Here is a 19,697-nt window from a genome sequence, read left to right as displayed (position 1 = left end):
CGTTCTACCGCGCCCCGGGTGAGCTCAACACCACGTACGTGACCTTCGGCGACGTCACCGTCACCGATGCCTCCGGTGTGACGACGGTGGTGAGGGCCTTCGCGCACCGTCCTGACGTCGACGCGCAGGGGCGATCCCCCGGAAGCCCGGCGCGGCGGCATACGGTGTGGTCGTGACCGACAACCATGCCGACCCCTCAGGCACGCCCTCCGACGCGACCGTGCCCGTCCACACCCACGACGGCCGCGACACCCTGCAGGCCGAGGCCCGCGAGGCGGCCACGGAGCTGCCCGGCATCGAGGCCGCAGCCGTGCCGCCCGGCATCCGGGTCGCGAGCGACTGGGCGTGGCGCCTGCTGCTCATCGGTGCGGCCGTCTACCTGTTCTCGCTCGCGGTCCGCTCGGTCTCCGAGATCGTCGTGCCCGTGGCCATCGCCATCCTGCTGACCGCGCTGCTCCGCCCCGTCGCGAAATGGCTGAACCACCGGATGAAGCCGGGAGCCGCCGCCGGCATCACCCTGCTCGGCACGATCCTGCTCATCGGCGCCCTCTTCACGCTCGTCGGAACCCAGTTCAGCGCCGGCCTGTCCGACCTGACGAGCCAGGTCGCCACCGGCCTCGAGCGCATCCGTGACTGGGTGCGCACGACGTTCAACATCACGGACGCCCAGTTCGACGAGTACTTCAACACGATCCGCGACAAGGTCAGCGAGTCCGGCAACCTCGGCGACACGGCGACGTCGGTCGGCCTGACGGCGACGCACTTCATCGCGGGCCTCTTCATCGCGCTCTTCTCGCTCTTCTTCTTCCTCTACGAGGGGCCGCGCATCTGGAGCTGGGTCGTGCGGCTCTTCCCGCGCGCCACCCGACCGCGCGTCAACTCCTCGGGCCACATCGCCTGGCACCAGCTGTCGGCGTTCGTGCGCGCGACGATGATCGTGGCCTTCGTCGACGCGGTCGGCATCTCGGTCGGCGCCGCCATCCTCAAGGTCCCCTTCGCCTTCGCGATCGGCATCCTCGTCTTCATCCTCGCGTTCATCCCGATCGTCGGTGCTCTGCTCTCGGGCGCCGTCGCCGTGCTGCTCGCGCTCGTCGCGCACGGCCCCGGCGTCGCGCTCATCATGCTCGCCGTCGTCATCGGCGTGCAGCAGCTCGAGTCGCACGTGCTCCAGCCGTTCCTGCTCGGCAAGGCCGTCAGCGTCCACCCGCTCGCCGTGATCCTCGCGATCGCCACCGGGTCGATCATCGCCGGCATCGTCGGCGCCCTCGTCGCCGTTCCCTTCGCCGCCGTGCTCAACGCCGTGGGCAAGCACCTCTTCAGCGACGAGACGGAGACCGAGCTCGATCGGGAGATGACCGCCTCTGCCGACGAGGGAAGCGCACCGGCCAACGCCTGACGCAGGCCGTATGCCGTCCGGCCGGCTCGGCGGACGTCCGTGACCGGTGGGACCACTCGAGCCTCGAGTGGCCCACTTCCACAGGCGCACCACGCGCCCCCGGCCGCTGCACCCCTCCACCCGTCGGGCGGCAGTCGCCGGACGTGCGCCGTGGCGCGGTTTCGTGGCGGTCAGCTACCGTCTTCCGCCAGACGTGCGCCATGGCACGATTTCGTGGCGCTCGGGGACCGCATTGCCACCAGATGGTGCGCCATGGCTCGATCGCCGTTGGCGGGGGACACGTTCGAGCCAGGAGTCGGTGGAGCGGGTGGTCCTAGTGGGAGACGGCGCGACGGGCGAAGAGGGCCCGGTCGTCGAGCTCCTCGGCCTCCTCGGCGAACTCCGGGGTGTCGAAGACGTCGGCCGGGATGCCGGACTCGGTGTAGCGCGGCTCAGCCTTCGCCTTGAGCGAGTAGGTCGGGCGCGGCACGGGGACCGGGCTCCAGCTGCCCTCCGCGGGGTGCTCGACGGCGGCGACGGGCACCTCACCGGTGATCGGTGCCTGGACGTCGAAGACGCCCGGCTCGACCTGAGCGGCGTGCTGCGCGACGACCGTCTGCGACTCGCGGGAGACCGCCACGCCCTCCGACGGCGCGACGGTGGCTGCGCTGCGGATGACCTGGGTGTCCTCGCTCGAGAGCACGGGCAGGTGGTGCGCGCTGTCGCCCGAGCCGTAGGACTCGTCGTGGCGACGACCGCGCCGCCGACCGCGGACGCGGCCCTCGGCGACGGAGCCGGTGCGCAGGCGATCGGCCTGGGCCTCGGCCCGCAGCCAGACGAGCACGGCGAAGACGGTGAGCACGGCGAACGGGATCGAGATCCACATGAGCACGTCGGTGACCGTGAGCACGACGGAGACCGGCAGCCAGGCGACCGCGACGAGGAGCAGCGCCGCTCGGAGGCGGCGCTGCGCCAGCGGCACCCGGGCGGGCGCCGGACCCGTTGGACGCGCGTGGCGTCGCTCGGCTCCGTGGCTCGACGGGCGCGCTGACTCGGGCATGCGGTCCACCTCGGCGGGGTAGGGGGCGATGTCGTGGTCGGTGTGGCTCGGTTCGGACGGGACGCCCGCGGCGGCGAGCGATGTCGCGAGGACCCGCTCGTCGGCGCGGCGGGCGACGAGGGGAGAGTGCCGACGCGANNNCGGGACGGCCCGCTTCACGTCGACGGTCGGCCGGCCGGTACTGGCGGGCTTGACGGCATACGAGTGCGGTCGGGGCGTGCTCAGCGCGGGGGTCGGCAGGGCGGGTCGCTTCTCGAGGACCCGCATGGCCTCGGAGAAGCCGTCGACCGACCGGGACGCGGCCGCGTCCTCACGGCGGCGGGCCCAGTGCTGCACGAGATAGGCAGCCCAGATCGCCACGATGACGACGAAGATGAGGCTGCTGACGGGCACGTGACCCACGGTAGGACGCGGTTCGGTAACGACCTCGCACATTCGAGGCGTGTCGCGCAAGAGGCTGGTGTTACACCTGTGACAGGCGAGCCGTAAGGGTCGAGCCGCCGAGGTCCTCGGTCGTGACGGCGAAGGACCGGTGGTCGCGCCAGGCTCCGTCGATGTGGAGGAAGCGCTCGCGCACGCCCTCGTCGCGCAGGCCCAGGCGCTCGACGACCCGGAGCGAGGGCAGGTTGTCGAGCCGGATGTTGACCTCCACGCGGTGCAGTCCAGCCGCTCCGAGGGCGTGGTCGACGGCCAGCGCGAGGGCGCGAGTGGCGATGCCGCGACCCGTGACCGACTCGTCGAGCCAGTAGCCGGCCGCACCCGACTGCTGGGCCGCGCGGACGATCCCGAAGAGGTGGACCTGACCGACGATGCGGCCGCCGACCTCGATGCACCACGGCATGGCCCGGTCGGCGCGCGCCTCCGTGTCGAGGTCACGCACGAACTGACGGAACGAGACGGGTGCCCGGGCGGGCGAGCCCGGCGGCAGGGTCGGCTCCCACGGCTGGACGTAGGCCGCGTTGTCCCGTCGCACCCGCTGCCAGTCGCGCTCGTCGTCGAGACGCAGGGGCCGCAGCACGATGGGCGGCTCGGACGAGGAGTCGCGCAGGACGACGGGCCAGCGGGCCTGGCCGTCGCGGTGCGGGCGCCACGGCATCCTCATGCGAGCCGCCCGCTCGGCCTCGGCTCAGGTCGGATCACCAGGTGGCACAGTCGAACTCGTGCCCACACGTCAGTGGTCACTGCCGGGGACCTGGTCGAGGGCATGACCCAGGACCGGCTCGAGCACGTCGAGCGCGTCGGTCACGCCGCCGCGCGAGCCCGGGAGGTTGGCGACGAGGGTGCGCCCCGCGAGGCCGACGAGACCACGCGAGAGCATGGCCGTGGGCACGCCCTTGGCGACGCCGGCCGCGCGGATCGCCTCGGCGACCCCCGGCACGATCCGGTCGAGCAACGGCGCGGTCTGCTCGGGCGTCACGTCGGTCGGGGTGAGGCCGGTGCCACCGGTCGTGAGCACGAGCTCCGGCTCGCTGGCGAGGACCTCTCGCAGGGCCAGCCCGAACTCGTCGCCGTCGGGCACGACGACCGGGGCGCCCACCTCGAACCCCCAGGCCCGGAGCCGTTCGACGATGACCGGTCCGGACCGGTCGGCGTAGACGCCGGCGGCCGCTCGCGTCGAGGCCGTGACGACGACGGCGCGACGCCCCGCGCCCGGGCCGTCACTCATGCCAGTCCCCCGAGCGTCCGCCGGACTTGGCCGTGACGCGCACGTCGGTGATGCGGCCGTGCTTGTCGACGGCCTTGACCATGTCGATGAGCGCGAGCGCGGCGACCGACACCGCGGTCAGCGCCTCCATCTCGATGCCGGTGCGGTCGGCCGTGCGCACCGTCGCCGTGATGTCGGCGCCGTCGTCGGCGACCGTCACGTCGACCTCGACGCCGTGGACGGCGATGGGGTGCGCGAGCGGGATGAGGTCGGGGGTGCGCTTGACCGCCTGGATGCCGGCGATCCGGGCGACCGCCAGGGCGTCGCCCTTGGGGACGCGCCCCGCGCGCAGCGCGGCGACGGCGTCGGCACTGAGCAGGACCCGTCCGGCGGCGCTCGCCTCGCGGGCGGTCACGGCCTTGGCCGACACGTCGACCATGTGCGCGCTCCCGTCGGCACGCACGTGCGTGAGGGCCGGCACCTCCGGAGCGCCGGGCCCGGTCGGCTGGTCGCTCATCCCTCCTCCTTGTCGAGGACGAGGACGTCGACGACCTCGCCGGCGACGAGCTCGGTGACGTCCTCGGGCACGACGAACAGGGAGTTGGCCCGGGACAGGTCGGCGACGAAGTGCGACCCCTGCCCGGCGACCGGGACGGCCACCAGGGTGCCCTCGGCGGAGCGGGACACGACGGCGCGGCCGAACTGGCGGCGTCCGCCGAAGGACTCGACGCCGGAGATGAGCGTCGCGGGCCGCAGCCGGCGCTTCTCCGGCGTGAGTCGCATGAGCCGCCGCAGCGCGGGACGCACGAAGACCTCGAACGACACGAACGACGACACGGGGTTGCCGGGCAGGGCGAAGAGCGGCACCCGCTTGCCGTTCGGTCCGGTGAGCAGGCCGTACCCCTGGGGCTTGCCGGGCTGCATCGCGACCTTGACGAAGTCGATGCCCTCACCGCGCAGGGCGCTCTTGACGACGTCGTAGGCCCCCATCGAGACACCGCCGCTCGTGATGACGACGTCGGCGTCGGCGACGACCTCGTCGAGGACGGCGAGCAGCTCCTCGTCGGAGTCGCCGACGGCGTCCCGGATCTCGGCCGAGGCCCCGGCGCCGACGGCGGCAGCCCAGAGCATCGACGAGTTCGAGTCGTGGATCTGCCCGGGCTGCAAGGGCTTTCCGGGCTCGACGAGCTCGGCACCGGTCGACAGCACGACGACGTGCGGCCGTCGGTGCACCTCGACGTCGGCGTGGCCGCAGGCCGCGAGCAGCGCGATCGTCCGGGCGCCGACGACCTCGCCCGCCGCGACGATGACCTGACCCGACCGCACGTCCTCACCCTGCGGACGGATGTAGTGGCCCGCGGAGACCGAGGTGCGGCACTCCACCTCGCCCGTCGCGGCCGCGTCGGTGTCCTCGACGGCGATGACGGCGTCGGCGCCCTCGGGGACCGGGGCGCCGGTCATGATCCGCGCCGCCTCCCCGACGCCGACCGAGAAGGTCGGGTTGGCTCCGGCGGCGACCTCGCCGACGATGCGCAGCCGCACCGGGGCGTCACCGGCGCCCGCGAGCGACTCGGCGCGGACGGCATACCCGTCCATCGAGGAGTTGTCGAAGTGCGGGAGGTTGACCTTGGCGCGGACGTCGCGGGCCACGACGAGGCCGAGCGCCTCGGTGAGCGGCGTCCACTCGGTCGGCGACGGCTCCAGGGTCGAGAGGATCGCCTTGAGGTGCTCGTCGACGGTGCGCACGTCGCCCGGCGTCGTGACGGGCGCCGCCTGCGGCGTCGGCAGCTCGCCGAGCACGGCGTCGTCGAGGACCCGGCGGTAGCCGTCGATGAGCACGTCGCCGACGCAGCGCACGTTGCGGCCGAAGACGGGGTCGCCGATGACGCGCAGGCTCGTGCAGTCGCGCATCGAGGGCACCCCCTTGGGGAAGCGCTGCTCGAAGCCGGACACGAAGCGGTAGGCCGAGTCGAGGTCGACGTAGGGCTCGGGCGCGTCGACGGTCGCGACGACGTGGTAGCCCTCGTCGAGGGTGAAGAAGTCGGACCGGATGACGAGCAGGTCGTTCGTCGTCTTGACGGGCCGGAAGCGGGTGCGCGGCACGAGGATCGCCTCGGAGCCCTCGAACACCTCGATCGCCGTGCCCATCGCCGACTCCATCTGGATGACCTCGGGCGAGCCGGGGTCGGCGGGGTCGACGTTCTTGTGGTTGACGATGATCGGCAGGCCGAGGACGCCTTGCTTGGCCGTCATCCGCTCGCGCAGCACCTCGAGGTTGATCCACACGTTGTTGGCGTTGAAGGTGCTGTGGCGCTTGATGTCGCGGAAGTAGCGCTCCTCCCCCTCGGCCACCATCGCCGTGTCGCGCAGCACGATCCGGCCGTCGGACTTGCGGACCGCGAGGTGGCCGCCCTTGCGGTCGCTCTTCGTGCGCTTGCACACCTCGGCGACGTAGGGCAGCCCGTGCTCGACCATCCAGGCCGCGACGTCGGGGTCGCACGTCGCGCCGAGGTTGTCGGAGTTGGACAGGAACGCGTAGCGGATCCCCTTCTCCAGGAGGGAGTCGAGCACGCCGGACGTCACGAGCGAGACGTAGATGTCGCCGTGGCCGGGTGGGCACCACTCGAGCTCGGGGTCGTCGGGCCACTGCACCGGCATGAGGTCGTCGGGCCGCAGCTTCGGCTCGGCGTTCTGGATGAAGTCGAGGGGCAGCCCCTCGACCGGGAGGTCGGGGTACTTCGCGAGGATCTTGAGCGACTCCTCCGACGTGCGGAAGGAGTTCATCAGCACGAGCGGGAGCTCGACGCCCCAGCGCTCGCGCAGGGCCAGCACCTGCAGGGCGATGATGTCGAGGAAGGTCAGGCCGTCCTTGACCTCGAGCGCCGACTTGGCGCCGGTCATGCCCATCCCGGTGCCGAGGCCGCCGTTGAGCTTGATGACCGCGGTCCGCGACAGCGCCTCACGCGCCTCCTCGTCGGAGACCTGCACCTCGCGGAGGGTCTGCACCTCGCCGAGCGGCTCGATCGACTCCTCGGGGATCGTGCCCAGCGCCCCCGCCTGCAGCTGCTCGTAGTAGTGCTCGAACACCCTGATCGCCTCAGGACCGAGGCCCCGTTCGCGCATCAGTGCGACGGACGCGTGGAGCCCCTGGTCACTCATGGGCATCACCTTACGATGAGCCTCATGTGCGTCACCCGAGTGCGCGGAATGTGCTCCCCGTGAGCGGCCTGGACAAGCGTGACCTGCGTCACGCCGCGCGGGCCCGACGGCGCGAGATCGCGTCGCACCTCGACCCGGCCGCGCGCGAGGCGGCGGCAGCGGCGATCGCCGATGCCGTGCTGCGCCTCGTGCCCGACCGGTCCCGCGTGGCGGTCTACGAGTCGCTCCCCGACGAGCCGCCCACGGGACGCCTCGTCGAGGCGCTCCTCGCCGCCGGTCACGAGGTCGTCGTGCCCGTGGTGCTCGACGACTTCTCGCTCGAGTGGAGGTATGCCGTCCCCGGCACCTCGGGCGACCGGGACACCGTGCGCCGCCCGAGCCACGGCGGCCACGCGGCCGACGCCGGCGAGCGCGAGGACTGGCTCGGGACCGACGCCCTCGCCACGTGCGACCTCGTCGTCACGCCCGGGCTCTCCGTCGACGCCCACGGCACCCGGCTCGGCCAGGGCGGCGGCTGCTACGATCGCGCGCTGCTCCACCGCGACCCGGCCACGCCCGTCGTCACCCTGCTCCACGAGGGCGAGCAGAGCGACACCGACCTGCCCGCCGACGCGCACGACCAGCCGGTCGACGGCTACGTCACGACCACCGGGCGCGTGGTGCGGCTGCGCTGACGCCCGCCCACCGCAGCCCACCTGGACGCCCGCCGCGCCCGCCCGTGGGGCCCGGCACACGGCATACGCCATCGGTCGCCTCGGCGCGCCGGGACCGGGCGGGCGCTAGGGGGTGGAGGCCTGCGACGGCGGCACGAGGGTGAGCTCGTCGTCGGTCGCGTCGCGCACCGCCGCCGGGCTGAACGGCCAGGCGAAGGTCTCGTTGGCCGCCCAGGCGTCGATCTGGTCGGCGTAGTGGTCGTCGTAGGCGTGCCCCGACTGGCCGGTCGAGTTGACCCAGCGGGACGCGTCGAAGTTGCCGAGGTCGATGACCATCCGCATCGACGGCCCGCTCGTGACGTCGTAGCCGGGCTTCGAGGCGTTCCACGCGTTGGCGTTGACGATGGAGTTGCCGCCCCCGAGCTCGATGTCGTCGCGGTCGAAAAGGTTCTGGACGAGCTCGGGCACGCCGTCGGCGCCCATGACCTGGTGCGTCAGGTCGAGCGAGTGCAGGCGTCCCCAGCNCGGGCCTCGACGAGCGCCCGCTTGAGGATCTCGCCGGAGCCCTCGGTGACACCGGGCGTCGTCTTGTCGTCCCACCAGTCGTTCTTCGGGTCCTTGAGCAGCTGCTCCATGACGACCATCCACCGGCTGCCGCCGTCGGGGGCGATGTCGGGCGGGAGCTCGTCGAAGGTGTACTCGAGCAGGTGCTTCCACACGGCGTTGTAGTACGCCGCCGACGCCGCGTCGCGCGTCTTGTCGTTGGGCTGGCTGCCGTCCCAGTCGCGCAGCAGGCGCTGCGCCTGGGCGGTGAAGTCGTCGACCTGCACCGCGAGCAGGCGCTCGACGAGTCCCGGGGCGTACGTGTTGCGGATGTCGCCCTGGATCTGCGACATCGCCTCGGGCGAGACCTTGGGCGTCGCCGCGAGCAGCGTGCGGATGCGCTGGGCCCGGAAGCCGTAGTCCCACTCGGACGTGAGGAAGGGCGTCGGGCTCGCGGTGACGGCCTGGTTGGCCGTGACGAGGAAGCCCTCGGCGGGGTCGAAGGTGTTGGGCAGGTCGTCGAAGGGGACGTAGCCCTTCCAGTCCCACTGCGAGTCCCAGCCGGGCGACGGCCAGAAGCCGGGGGGCGCGCCGGGCGTCGCCGAGCGTCGCACCGGGACCTTGCCGGGGGCCTGGTAGCCGATGTGGCCGGCGGTGTCGGCGTAGACGAGGTTCTGCGACGGCACCGAGAAGAGGGCCGCGGCCTTGCGGAAGTCGGACCAGTTCGTGGCCCGGTTGAGGGCGAAGATCGCGTCGGCCGTCGTGCCCGGGGTCAGCGCCGTCCACGCGAGCGACACGGCATACCGGTTGGACTGCGGGGCGCCCCGCACGACACTGCGGTCACCCGCCGCGTCGACGGCCGGGACGACGTCGGACAGGATCGGGCCGTGCACGGTCGAGCGCACGGTGAGCGGGACGTCGGCGCCACCCGCCACCTTGATCGTCTCCTCGCGCTTGACGATCCGGACGTTGAGGCCGTCACGCAGGTAGGAGTCGCCCGAGACCTGCTCGAGGTAGAAGTCGGTGACGTCGGCGCCGAGGTTCGTCATGCCCCACGCGACCTTGTCGTTGTGGCCGATGACGACGCCGGGCAGGCCCGAGAACGCGAAGCCCGAGACCTGGAAGGGGCAGGCGGCGCTCAACGTGCGGCACTGGAGGTTGACCTGGCCCCAGATGCCCGGGATCGACAGGGCGAGGTGCGGGTCGTTGGCGAGCAGCGGCTTGCCCGTCGTCGTGCGCGCGCCCGACACGACCCACGAGTTGGAGCCGATGCCGTCGCCGCGGCCGAGGCTCGAGGGGACGGTGTTGACCGACGCGAGCGCCGAGTCGATCGCGGCGTTGCCGTCCTGCGAGCGCATCGCCTTGAGGGCCGACGGCTCGGGGCTTGCCGCCTGGTCGCTCGCGGTCGCCGGCTGCCAGTCCTGCTCCGAGAGGATCGGCAGGTTGCGGTCGACGGGATAGGGCGGGTAGAGCAGGTTGATCTGCTTGAGCGAGCGCGTCGTGCGCGAGAGGCGCGCGCGGGCGAGCTCGTCGTTGTAGTCGCCGCGCAGGTCCCACGCCATCGCCTTGAGCCACGAGAGCGAGTCGACCGGCGTCCACGGCTCGACGCGGTAGCCCGGGTTGCGGCGGGCGAGCACGGTGTACTCGAGCGACATCTTCTCGGGCGTCTCGGCCTTCTTGATGTACGCGTTGACGCCGTCGGCGTACGCCTGGAGGTACTGCCGGGTCTCGGGCGCGAGCTTGGGCAGCTCCTGCTCGGCGACACGGCGCCACCCCATCGTGCGGATGACCTTGTCCTTGTCGATGCCGGCGCTGCCGACGAGCTCGGAGAGCCGGCCGGCCGTGACGTGGCGACGCAGGTCCATCTCGAAGAAGCGGTCCTGGGCGCTGACGAAACCCTGCGCCCGGAAGAGGTCGTTGGCGTTGTCGGCGTAGATCGTCGGGACGCCCTGGGCGTCGCGGTGCACCGACACCGAGCTCGTCAGGCCCTCGATCTCGAGCTGGCCCGAGGTCTCGGGGAACGACTGCCGCACCACCCCGATCGCCAGGATCCCGACCCCGACCACCGCCATGACGACGAGGACGGCGACGAGCAGGACGATCCGACGGGCGCGCTTCAACCGTGACACGCGACGAGCCTAGGCCACCGCGGATAGCGCGGCTCGCAGCCCGTCGGGCGCTGCGCCACATCGTTGCCGAACCGACGACAAACCCGGCCGACGCGGGCGCGACGCCTCGCGGACCGCCCCGCGGCGGCGGGCGCCGGGATGGTTGGATTGCCCCACACCTGAGGAGCTGCCGTTGACCGCACTCGCGAGCATCACGTCGTCGACCATGGACCTCGACGACCTGACGCGCGTGCTCCTGATCGGCTCGCTCGTGCTCCTCGTGGCCGTCGCGGCCGTTCGCCTGTCGGTCCGCTCGGGCCTGCCGTCGCTCCTGATCTACCTCGGCATCGGGCTGGCCCTCGGCAACGCCGGCGCCGGCATCGAGTTCGACGATGCCTCGATCACCCGCGTCCTGGGCTACGCGGCGCTCGTGCTCATCCTGGCCGAGGGCGGCCTGACGACGTCGTGGTCCAACATCAAGGACTCGGTGGCCCCGGCCGCCGTGCTCTCGACCGTCGGGGTCGTCGTGTCGGTCCTCGTCGTCGCGGTGGCCGCGCACGCCTTCCTGCCCCTGTCGTGGACGATCTCCCTCCTCATCGGCGCCATCGTCAGCTCGACCGACGCAGCCGCCGTCTTCGCGGTGCTGCGCAACGTGCCGCTGCCCAAACGGCTCTCCGGGATGCTCGAGGCGGAGTCGGGCTTCAACGACGCGCCCGTCGTCATCCTCGTCGTCGCCTTCGCTGCGCAGGGGATGCCGGGCGGCACTGCCGACCCGTGGTGGGTGCTGCTCCTGCACGCCGCGCTGGAGCTCGCCGGGGGCGCGCTCGTCGGGGTCGCCGTGGGCTGGCTCGGCGGGCAGGTGCTGCACCGCGTGGCGAGCGCGTCGTCCGCCCTCTTCTCCATCGGCGTCGTCGCCCTCACCGTGCTCGCGTACGCCGTCGGCGCGGCCCTGCACGTCTCCGGCTTCCTCGCCACCTACCTCTCGGCCCTCGTGCTCGGCAACATGGGCCTGCCCAACCGGGTGGCGTTCCAGAGCTTCGCCAACGCGCTCGGCTGGATCGCGCAGATCGGGCTGTTCGTGCTGCTCGGCCTGCTCGCCGACCCGACGCGCCTCGACGAGCAGCTCGTCCCGGCCATCACCATCGGCCTCGTCCTGCTCCTCGTCGCCCGCCCCTTGTCGGTGGTGGCGTCGGTGTCGTGGTTCAGGGTGCCGTGGCGCGACCAGGCCTTCCTGTCGTGGGCGGGGCTGCGCGGCGCCGTGCCCGTCGTCCTCGCCACGGTGCCGCTCGTCGTCGGGACGCCCGACACGGAGTGGATCTTCGACCTCGTCTTCATGCTCGTCGTCATCTTCACGATCGTGCAGGCGCCGACGCTGCCGTGGGTGGCCAAACGGCTGGGACTCACCGAGCACGTGCACTCCGTCGACGTCGACCTCGAGTCGACCTCCCTCATGGAGATCAGCGCCGACGTCATCCAGGTGACCGTGGGCGAGGAGTCGCGGCTGCACGGGGTCGCCGTGTTCGAGCTCCGCCTGCCCAAGGGCGCCAACGTGACGCTGGTCGTGCGCGGCGGCGAGGGGTTCGTGCCCGAACGGCACACGACGATCCGCCACGGCGACCGGCTGCTCGTCGTCACGACGTCCAAGGTCAAGCAGCGCACCGAGCGTCGCATCCGCGAGATCAGCCGGGGCGGGCGCCTCGCCGGCTGGCCGTAGACTGACCCTCGGCTCTCTTCCACCCCCGACGTCCGAGGTTCACCTGTGCCCACCTACTCCTACGCGTGCCAAGAGTGCGGCCACGCCTTCGACATCCGCCAGTCGTTCACCGACGACTCCCTGACGGTGTGCCCGGAGTGCGGCGAGCCCCGGCTGCGCAAGGTGATCCACCCGGTCGGCATCGCGTTCAAGGGCTCGGGCTTCTACAAGACCGACTCGCGCGCCGCCTCGAAGAGCACCTCGACGCCGGCCACCGGTGACGGCTCGGGTGACACGAAGAAGGGGAAGAAGGACGGCGCGGCGTCGTCCTCGTCCGACTCGTCGAGCGGCTCGAGCACCTCCACCACGTCGTCGACGCCTGCGTCCACCTCGTCCGGGTCGTCGGGGTCGTCGGGGTCGTCGTCGTCCGGCTCGTCGTCCACAACCACCTGAGCTCGGGGGACGTTGTCCCCACCCGAGGGCGTATGCCGTCCGGTCGGCCCGGTGCCCGCCCTAGGCTCCTCGCATGACGACTGAGCAGACGACCGTGTCCGACCCCGCCGTCCAGAGCGTGCCCGCCCCGGGTCCGCGCGCCGAGATCGGCGTCATCGGCGGGTCCGGCCTCTACGAGTTCCTCGACGACTACGACACCCTCGACGTCGAGACGCCGTTCGGGCGTCCCAGCGACCCTCTCGTCATCGGCGAGGTGGAGGGGCGCAGCGTCGCCTTCGTCGCGCGCCACGGCAAGGGCCACCGCTTCGCCCCGCACCGTGTCAACTACCGCGCCAACCTCTGGGCGCTGCGGGCCGTCGGCGTGCGGCAGATCCTCTCCCCCTGCGCGGTCGGGTCGCTCAGGCCCGAGCACGGCCCGGGCACGATCGTCGTGCCCGACCAGGTCGTCGACCGCACGTGGGGCCGCGCGCACACCATCTACGAGACCGAGGGGCCGGTCGTGCACGTCGGCTTCGCCGACCCCTACTGCCCCAACGGACGCCAGGTCGCCGTCGACGCGGCCCGGCTCTCCGAGCTGCAGGTCGTCACGGACGGCACCCTCGTCGTCGTCAACGGGCCCCGGTTCTCCTCCCGCGCCGAGTCCCTCATGCACCAGCAGGCCGGGTTCGGCATCGTCGGCATGACGACGATGCCCGAGGCGGCCCTGGCCCGCGAGCTCGCCATGTGCTTCACGACGATCGCCATGGTCACCGACCACGACGCGGGCATCGAGGGTGGCGATGCCGTCACCCACGAGGAGGTGCTCCGGGTCTTCGCGACCAACGTCGAGCACCTGACGTCCATCCTGCGCGATGCCATCGGCCAGATGCCGGCCCACGAGCCCGACGAGACGGCGACCTGCCCGTGCCGGCGCAGCCTCGACGGTCTCGAGCTGCCCTTCCCGCTCCCCTGATGCCGGCCGGCACCCGCTGGGGCTCGCGGTGGCGTCGTGGTCGCGGCCACGCGGCGTGGCCCGACGGTCCGCGGCGACGACGGGCCCGGCGAGCGCGCTGGCGGCGGTGGGCTGCGGCGGGGCTCGCCGCTCTGGCCGTGCTCGTCACGGTCGGCGCGCTGCGCCCGGCCCCCGCGGGAGGAGCCGGTGTTCCGACCGTCGTGATGGTCCGGGACGTCGCTGCCGGCGAGCCCATCGGTGCCGATGACGTCACGGTCTCGGTGCGACCCGACGGGCAGCGACCGGTGTCGGCGCTGACGACGCTCGACGCCGTGCTGGGCCGCTCCGCCGCCGCTCCGCTGACCACGCGCGAGGTGGTGACCCCCGAGCGCCTGGTCGGTGGCGACCTGCTCGCGGGCCAGCCCGACGACCGGGTGGCCCTCGGTGTCCCCGTCCTCGACGCCGCCTCGGTCGGGGTGCGAGCCGGCGACCACGTCGACCTCTACGCCACCGGCTCCGGCACGCGGGCCGCTGCCGACGTCGTGGTCCTCGCCGTCCACGACGCCGAGGAGTCGACGGGTCTCGGCACCGGGGCGCCGGCACGCGTGACCCTGGCCCTCGACCCGGCGCAGGCCGCCGACGTGGCACGAGGCCTCAGCGCTCTCGAGGCCGGCCAGAGTCTGGTCGTCGCCATCAGGCACGGGTCGGGGCCTGCACAGTAGGCTCGGAATGCCCGGAGTGCGCGCCTCATGCGCCACTCCCGTCGCAGCGTCGCACACGGGCCCGCACCCTCAGCAGGACCAGGCAGGACGCACGGGGACGTCGCAAGTCCGACCCCGAGGCATCGAGCACCCCGTCCGGGGACACAGAAAGGGACGCTTCATGATCAAGGGTTTCAAGGATTTCCTGATGCGAGGCAACGTCGTCGACCTCGCCGTCGCGGTGGTCATCGGCACCGCGTTCGCCAAGGTCGTCGACGCGTTCGTCAAGGTCATCATGGACGTCCTCGGCAAGCTCGGTGGCACGCCGAACTTCTCGGACTACAAGCCCGGTGGGGTCGCATTCGGTGCGTTCCTCACCGCGTTGATCAGCTTCGTCATCGTGGCTGCCGCGGTCTACTTCATCGTCGTCGTGCCGATGAACCACCTCGCCGAGCGGCGCAAGGCGGGCGTCGAGCCCGAGCCGGAGGCACCGTCGGAGGAGATCATCCTCCTGACCGAGATCCGCGACAGCCTCCGCGCTCGCTGAGTCGGACCACGCAGCAGGACGTCGAGGGGCGGGAGCCGTTGGCTCCCGCCCCTTCGTCGGTCCCACCCGCCATCCCTCTCGAGTTGGCGCAGGGTCACCACCGTCACCCCTGACGGGCCCCCGAGTGCGATGTCGGGTCAGACGGTGTCGGCGGTGTCGGCGGTGTCGGTCGTGACGGTGGGGGTCGCGGTGCCGTAGGCCTGCGGGCGCTCGTAGTCACCGAGGACCTCGGCGAGGGCGAGAGGACGGGCGGCCTCGGCGTGGCGACCGGCCCGCTGGAGCGTGCGCCCCAGCAGCAGGTGCGCGTAGGAGTCGGTCGGCGACTCCTCGATGACCTGGGTCAGGGTCGACTCGGCCCGGCCGAGCTGGGCGGACTGGAAGTAGGCCCGGGCCAACATGAGGCGCAGGTCGGTGACGGAGTGCAGCACGGCCTCGTCGGTCGCCCCGGCCGTCCGCGACGACTCGATCTCGTCGACGAGCTCGGCCAGTGCAGTCGCGGCGGCCACGTGGTCACCCCGCTCGAAGAGTCCCTGAGCCCAGGAGAGGCGCAGCGAGAACGGTGTCGTCGTGTTCATGAGCCCCACAACGCGGCGCAGGGTCGCGGCATTCCGCCGGCGACCTCGTCCCGGCCGTCCGCACGTGGGCTTACTCGTAGTGGGGAGGTCGCTGCTCCTCGAGCCACCGGTCGCCGAGACCTGACCCGGCGGGTCGCTCTCCCCAGCCGAGGTCGAGCTCGTCGCTGCTGCGGCCGAGCGCTGCACCGGGCTCGGCGGCATCGGCCTCGGCCGCGCCCTCGGCGGCTCCGGTCCCCTTGCGGAAGACCCGGCGCCGCTTGCGCTTCGGTGCCGGAGCAGGCTCAGCCGTCGCCCCGTCCCCGTTCGAGGACGTGGTGTCCGCCGAGGGACCGGGCTCGCCGTCCGAGGTCGCGCCGTGCGTCCCGACGGCCCCGTCCGCTGCTCCCGTCGGGGGCGACGCGCCGTCGGTCGGCGTCGAGATCGACGCCTCCTCCTCTCGGGGCGGGGACGAGGTGCGGGCCAGCGTCACGATGCGAGCGATCTCGCGTGCGGGGTCGCGGAACACGTCGGTGCTCCACACCCGCTCGTGCACCCAGCCGAGGCGGGCGAGCTGCTCGGGCCGCAGGCGGTCACGGTCGCGCGTGCTGCGGAGGGCGGCATACCTGCTCCCGTCGGTCTCGACGGCGACGAGCGCCCGGCCCCGGTGGTAGGGGTCCTCGACGGCGATGTCGATGCGGTGGGTCGCGGTGCCATAGTCCTCGTGGACCGTGAGGCCCTGACGGCGAAGCCGCTCCGCGAGGTCGTGGCGCAGCGGGTCGACGGTGGTGGGGGCCGAGGCGAACAGGGTGTCGTCGTCGCCGACGCCGCCCCGTCGCTCGGCATACGCGAGGAAGTCGCGCAGCATGAGCGCGCCACGGGCCTTGAGCCGCTCGGGGTCGAGATCGATGGCGCGCAGGGCCGACACGACGGTCATCCGGGCGCGGGCGCGGGTGATGGCGACGTTGAGGCGCCGCTCGCCGCCCTCGATGTTGAGCGGGCCGAAGCGGTGCAGGACACGACCGTGCGGGGTCTTGCCGTAGCCGATCGACAGGATGATGGCGTCTCGCTCGTCGCCCTGGACGCGCTCGAGGTTCTTGACGAAGAAGCGCTCGTCGCGGGAGTCGTCGAAGAAGGCTGCGACGTCGGGGGCGGTGCGCAGTGCGTCGGTGATCGCCTCCTCGAGGCGGTCGGCGTGCTTGATGCCGAGCGCGATGACGCCGAGCGACTCGGCAGGTCGGGTGCGGGCGTGCTCGAGGACGAGCTCGACGACCCGGGCCACCTCCCCGTCGGTCGTCTCGATCGTGTCGACGCCCGGCTGGACGACGGCCTGCCCGTCGACCGGCTCGAACGTGACGGCGGACTCGAGCGACGTGCCTGGGAAGGTCGTGAGGCGACCGTCGTACATCACGTCGTTCGCGAAGGCGATGAGTCGCTCGTCGCGGCTGCGGTAGTGCCACGTGAGGTCGCGGGTCGGCAGCGCGGCGGCGAGCACGTCGAGCACCGACTCGAAGCCCTCGGTCAGGGTCTCGTCGGCGGGGGCGGACGCGTCGGACTCGTCGTCGGACACGACGGTGAAGAAGTTCGTCGGCGGCAGCTGGCGCTCGTCGCCGGCGACGACGACCTGCCGGGCGCGCGAGATGGCCGAGATCGCCTGGGCCGGCTGCACCTGCGAGGCCTCGTCGAAGATGACGACGTCGAACCAGCGGCCCGGTGGGAGCGTCGTCGCGACGACGAGCGGGCTCATCGCCCAGCACGGCTTGATCGCCGTGAGCGTCGCCGACGCCTGCGGCATGAGGTCGCGGAGCGGCTTGTGGCGGCGGGCCTTGCCGGCCTCCGCCCGCACGAGCGCCTCGTGGGCCGGGTGGTCGGCGAGGACCTCGCGGATGTTGCGGGCCACCGCTGCGCGCACGCGGTCGACCGTGGCCGACTGGTGGGCGCGGTCGGCGTCGGCGAACTCGGTGACGTCACGGCGCAGGCCCGCGCCGTCGTGGGCGCCGTAGGCGGGGTCGCGGACCGTGATCTCCTGGGCGAGCGAGGCCCACCACACGTGCTCGACCTCGGCCGTGACCTGGTCGGTGGGGATGCCGCGGGCCGCGAGGTCGTCGACGACCGGACCGAGTCCGGCCGAGCGCAGCTCGTCGAGGGCCGTGGTGACCTGCGGCAGCACTGCGATCCGGTCCGGCCGGCTCGCGAGGCCGGCGAGACGCTCGCGCAGCTCACCCAGCGGCAGCGACGTCAGCGTCTGCCCGTCGGGGCCGGACTGGAGGCGGTCGTCGAGCCACTCGAGGTCAGCGGTGAGCCCGGCCAGCAGCGACAGTCCCTCGTCGAGGCGCGGCGAGATCTCGGGTCGGCCGCCGCCGCCGACGAGCTCGAACCAGTGCTCGCGCTGCTCGCTGGCCGACACCAGCTCCTCGTGGAGGTTGGCCGGCGGCCGACCGGGACGGAGCAGGCGCTTGGTCTGCTGGCGGATCTTCCAGCGGTCGAGCCAGCCCATGTCGACGTCTCGCGCCTCGCGCCAGTCGCGCGTGGCGGTCGCGGCGATGTGCTCCTTGAGCGGGATGTCGAAGACCTCGGGCCGGAACACCTCGAGCGTCTCGCGGACGCTCGACATCGTCGCGAAGGCCGACTTCCAGTCGTCGAGCGAGTTCGCCTCTGGCACACGGGATTCGGAGAGGATGCGGTTGAGCTGTCGGGCCGCGTCCTCGAGCCCGATCGTGCTGTGGCGCGTCGTGACGTCGAGCGCGCGGGCGGCGTCGTCGGAGGTGAGGATGCGGGCGCCGAACCACGGGTCGTCGCCGTCCCGGGTCCAGGCCCCGAGACCGGCCGCGTCCCGCAGGCGCCGGCTGAGCTCGACGGCGCGGGTCCGGCTCAGGCCGGCGAGGTCGCGGCTGCTGAGGCGCACGTGGCACGTGGGTGGAGGCGTGCGCGTGCCGAGGTCGACGAGGGCCTCCTGTGCGTCGTGCGCCGACACCCCCCACGGGTCGCGCACGGCGTGCAGGGCCGCGACGTGCTTCTGCAGTCGAGCCCGACGGTCGCGCAACGTCGAGGTCGTGCGGTCGGTCTCCGGAGCGTCGTTCTCGACCGCGGCGTCGAGGCTCTTGGCGAACTGCTGGGCGGTCGCGCGCTTGTTGGTCGGGCCGTCGTACGCGTCGAGCACGAGGTCACCGAGGCCGAGCCGGTCGAGACGGCTGAGGACGGCGTCGATGGCGGCGCGCTTCTCGGCGACGAAGAGGGCCGACTTGCCCTCGGCCGCGAGCGAGGCGATGAGGTTGACGATGGTCTGCGACTTGCCCGTGCCGGGAGGGCCCTTGACGACGAGGTGGGCGCCCGCGCGGACGGCGTCGATGGCCGCGTGCTGGGAGGCGTCGGCGTCGAGGACGAGGTACTCGTGCTCAGGGTCGGGGTCGGGGTCGCTCTCCGGCAGGCGGAGCCGCACGGCGGCGAGCGCCGACTCGTCGCCCGCGAGCGCCGCGACGACGTCGTGGTTGGCGAGCGCCTCGCCCTGGAGGGCCAGGTCGGCGACCATCGGCAGCTTGGCGTAGGAGAAGGTGCCGAGGACGAGCCGCGGGCTGATCTCGAACTCGGGCACGCGTTCGCACGCGTGGCCGAGCGCGGCATAGACCGGGTAGGGGTCGAAGCCGTTGCCGGCCGTGGCGAGGTCGGCGAGCGCGTCGCCGTCGACCTCGATGCCCTGCTCGGAGCGGAGGTACTCGCGCAGGACGGGGTTGAGCTCCGCCTCGGCCCCGAGGTCGATCTCGAAGTCCTCCTGGGCGGCGCCGGTGGGCCGCAGCACGCACGAGCGCAGCAGGACGGGTGAGGCCGGCGGCCGGGCGGCGCGCGGCACGGACCACGTGGCCATGCCGATGGCGACGAAGCCGGCGGCGATGCCCCGCTCCTCGTGCAGCTCGAGGGCCTTGGACCGGATCGCGCGCGCCCGGCGGCGGGCCTCGTCGAAGGCGGCCGGCTCACGGACGAGGTCGGACAGGCGCGTGCGGCGGCCGGCCAGCAGCATCGAGACGCCACCGGGATGGGCCGTCGTCAGGTCGAGTGTGCCGGACGGGAGGTCGCGGTACCAGAGCAGCGTGTTGCGCCCGCCGAGGTCGACGAGGGTGCGCTGCCACGTCTTGACCGCGGCCGCGACGCGGTCGGCGCGGGGGTCACCCGAGGGCGACTCGGCCGTGAGGGCAGGGTCGGTCCTGGGTGCGTCGGTCATTCCAGCAGGCTAACGAACGAACCTCTGCGTACCGGCCACCGACAGACCACCGCGCAGAGGAA

Annotated in this window: 13 protein-coding genes and 4 pseudogenes; 7 read left to right on the top strand and 10 right to left on the bottom strand. The window is 72.6% G+C overall.

All coding sequences use genetic code 11. From position 1 onward, the window contains the following. The first annotated feature begins 172 nt into the window (after window positions 1-172). Window positions 173-1,396, top strand: coding sequence for an AI-2E family transporter (locus ASG96_RS03585; protein WP_235506828.1), 1,224 nt, complete (start codon window positions 173-175; stop codon window positions 1,394-1,396). 1,180 nt (window positions 1,397-2,576) lie between these two features. Here the strand turns inward: ASG96_RS03585 and ASG96_RS24020 are convergent. From ASG96_RS24020 to glp, 5 genes and pseudogenes are all read right to left on the bottom strand, one after another. Further along, window positions 2,577-2,828, bottom strand: a pseudogene (locus ASG96_RS24020) (hypothetical protein); the annotation flags it as partial. A 70-nt stretch (window positions 2,829-2,898) separates the two neighbouring features. Then, a complete protein-coding gene (locus tag ASG96_RS03575; protein ID WP_235509044.1) occupies window positions 2,899-3,537 on the bottom strand; it encodes a GNAT family N-acetyltransferase in 639 nt (212 codons plus the stop codon). Window positions 3,538-3,606: 69 nt separating this feature from the next. Further along, on the bottom strand, window positions 3,607-4,101 hold the full coding sequence (locus tag ASG96_RS03570; protein WP_056760365.1) for a molybdenum cofactor biosynthesis protein B: 495 nt from the start codon (window positions 4,099-4,101) through the stop codon (window positions 3,607-3,609). Continuing rightward, window positions 4,094-4,597 carry a cyclic pyranopterin monophosphate synthase MoaC gene (gene moaC, locus ASG96_RS03565; protein ID WP_056760363.1) on the bottom strand — a complete coding sequence of 168 codons (504 nt, stop codon included), beginning with the start codon at window positions 4,595-4,597 and terminating at the stop codon, window positions 4,094-4,096. The genes ASG96_RS03570 and moaC overlap by 8 nt, the downstream gene beginning before the upstream one ends. Then, window positions 4,594-7,239, bottom strand: coding sequence for a gephyrin-like molybdotransferase Glp (gene glp / locus ASG96_RS03560; RefSeq protein WP_057586610.1), 2,646 nt, complete (start codon window positions 7,237-7,239; stop codon window positions 4,594-4,596). Before glp ends, moaC begins: the two co-directional genes overlap by 4 nt. Before the next feature lie 59 nt (window positions 7,240-7,298). Between glp and ASG96_RS03555 the strand changes: the two genes are divergently transcribed. Beyond that, entirely contained in the window at window positions 7,299-7,913 is a 615-nt protein-coding gene (locus ASG96_RS03555; RefSeq protein ID WP_056761112.1) for a 5-formyltetrahydrofolate cyclo-ligase, read from the top strand. 105 nt (window positions 7,914-8,018) lie between these two features. Here ASG96_RS03555 and ASG96_RS24015 read toward each other — a convergent pair. Then, window positions 8,019-8,416 (bottom strand): annotated as a pseudogene (locus ASG96_RS24015) (penicillin acylase family protein); the annotation flags it as partial. Between the two features lies 1 nt (window position 8,417). Beyond that, a pseudogene (locus tag ASG96_RS03550) lies at window positions 8,418-10,507 on the bottom strand (penicillin acylase family protein); the annotation flags it as partial. Window positions 10,508-10,736: 229 nt separating this feature from the next. On the opposite strand from ASG96_RS03550, the gene ASG96_RS03545 reads away from it, so the two are divergent. Together ASG96_RS03545 and ASG96_RS24600 are read left to right on the top strand one after the other, a co-directional pair. Next, window positions 10,737-12,257, top strand: a complete 1,521-nt coding sequence (locus ASG96_RS03545; RefSeq protein WP_082591586.1) for a potassium/proton antiporter — start codon at window positions 10,737-10,739, stop codon at window positions 12,255-12,257. Window positions 12,258-12,302: 45 nt separating this feature from the next. Further along, window positions 12,303-12,398: pseudogene (locus tag ASG96_RS24600) on the top strand (FmdB family zinc ribbon protein); the annotation flags it as partial. A gap of 62 nt (window positions 12,399-12,460) precedes the next feature. Here the strand turns inward: ASG96_RS24600 and ASG96_RS24595 are convergent. Then, window positions 12,461-12,679 (bottom strand): hypothetical protein, encoded by a 219-nt coding sequence (locus tag ASG96_RS24595; protein ID WP_056760357.1) that lies wholly within the window; start codon window positions 12,677-12,679, stop codon window positions 12,461-12,463. Between the two features lie 83 nt (window positions 12,680-12,762). On the opposite strand from ASG96_RS24595, the gene ASG96_RS03535 reads away from it, so the two are divergent. The 3 genes from ASG96_RS03535 (at window position 12,763) to mscL (ending at window position 14,868) form a co-directional block, all read left to right on the top strand. After that, window positions 12,763-13,641: an S-methyl-5'-thioadenosine phosphorylase gene (locus ASG96_RS03535; RefSeq protein WP_200958665.1), complete on the top strand. Its 879-nt coding sequence runs from the start codon at window positions 12,763-12,765 to the stop codon at window positions 13,639-13,641. Further along, window positions 13,641-14,342: an SAF domain-containing protein gene (locus tag ASG96_RS03530; protein ID WP_057586608.1), complete on the top strand. Its 702-nt coding sequence runs from the start codon at window positions 13,641-13,643 to the stop codon at window positions 14,340-14,342. The genes ASG96_RS03535 and ASG96_RS03530 overlap by 1 nt, the downstream gene beginning before the upstream one ends. A gap of 160 nt (window positions 14,343-14,502) precedes the next feature. Beyond that, window positions 14,503-14,868, top strand: a complete 366-nt coding sequence (mscL, locus tag ASG96_RS03525; RefSeq protein ID WP_057586606.1) for a large conductance mechanosensitive channel protein MscL — start codon at window positions 14,503-14,505, stop codon at window positions 14,866-14,868. A 137-nt stretch (window positions 14,869-15,005) separates the two neighbouring features. Here mscL and ASG96_RS03520 read toward each other — a convergent pair whose 3' ends face one another. Both ASG96_RS03520 and ASG96_RS03515 read right to left on the bottom strand, forming a co-directional pair. Further along, the gene (locus ASG96_RS03520; protein WP_056761101.1) at window positions 15,006-15,443 is read right to left on the bottom strand and encodes a tetratricopeptide repeat protein; all 438 of its coding nucleotides are present in this window, start codon (window positions 15,441-15,443) and stop codon (window positions 15,006-15,008) included. Window positions 15,444-15,513: 70 nt separating this feature from the next. Next, window positions 15,514-19,635, bottom strand: a complete 4,122-nt coding sequence (locus ASG96_RS03515; RefSeq protein WP_057586603.1) for an AAA domain-containing protein — start codon at window positions 19,633-19,635, stop codon at window positions 15,514-15,516. Between the last annotated feature and the right edge of the window lie 62 nt (window positions 19,636-19,697).

The organism is Terrabacter sp. Soil810 (assembly GCF_001429645.1).
In the GTDB taxonomy this organism is placed as follows: Bacteria; Actinomycetota; Actinomycetes; order Actinomycetales; family Dermatophilaceae; genus Terrabacter.
The sequence above is the reverse complement of the archived record's forward strand: the minus strand, read 5'-3'. Positions and strand labels throughout refer to the sequence as shown.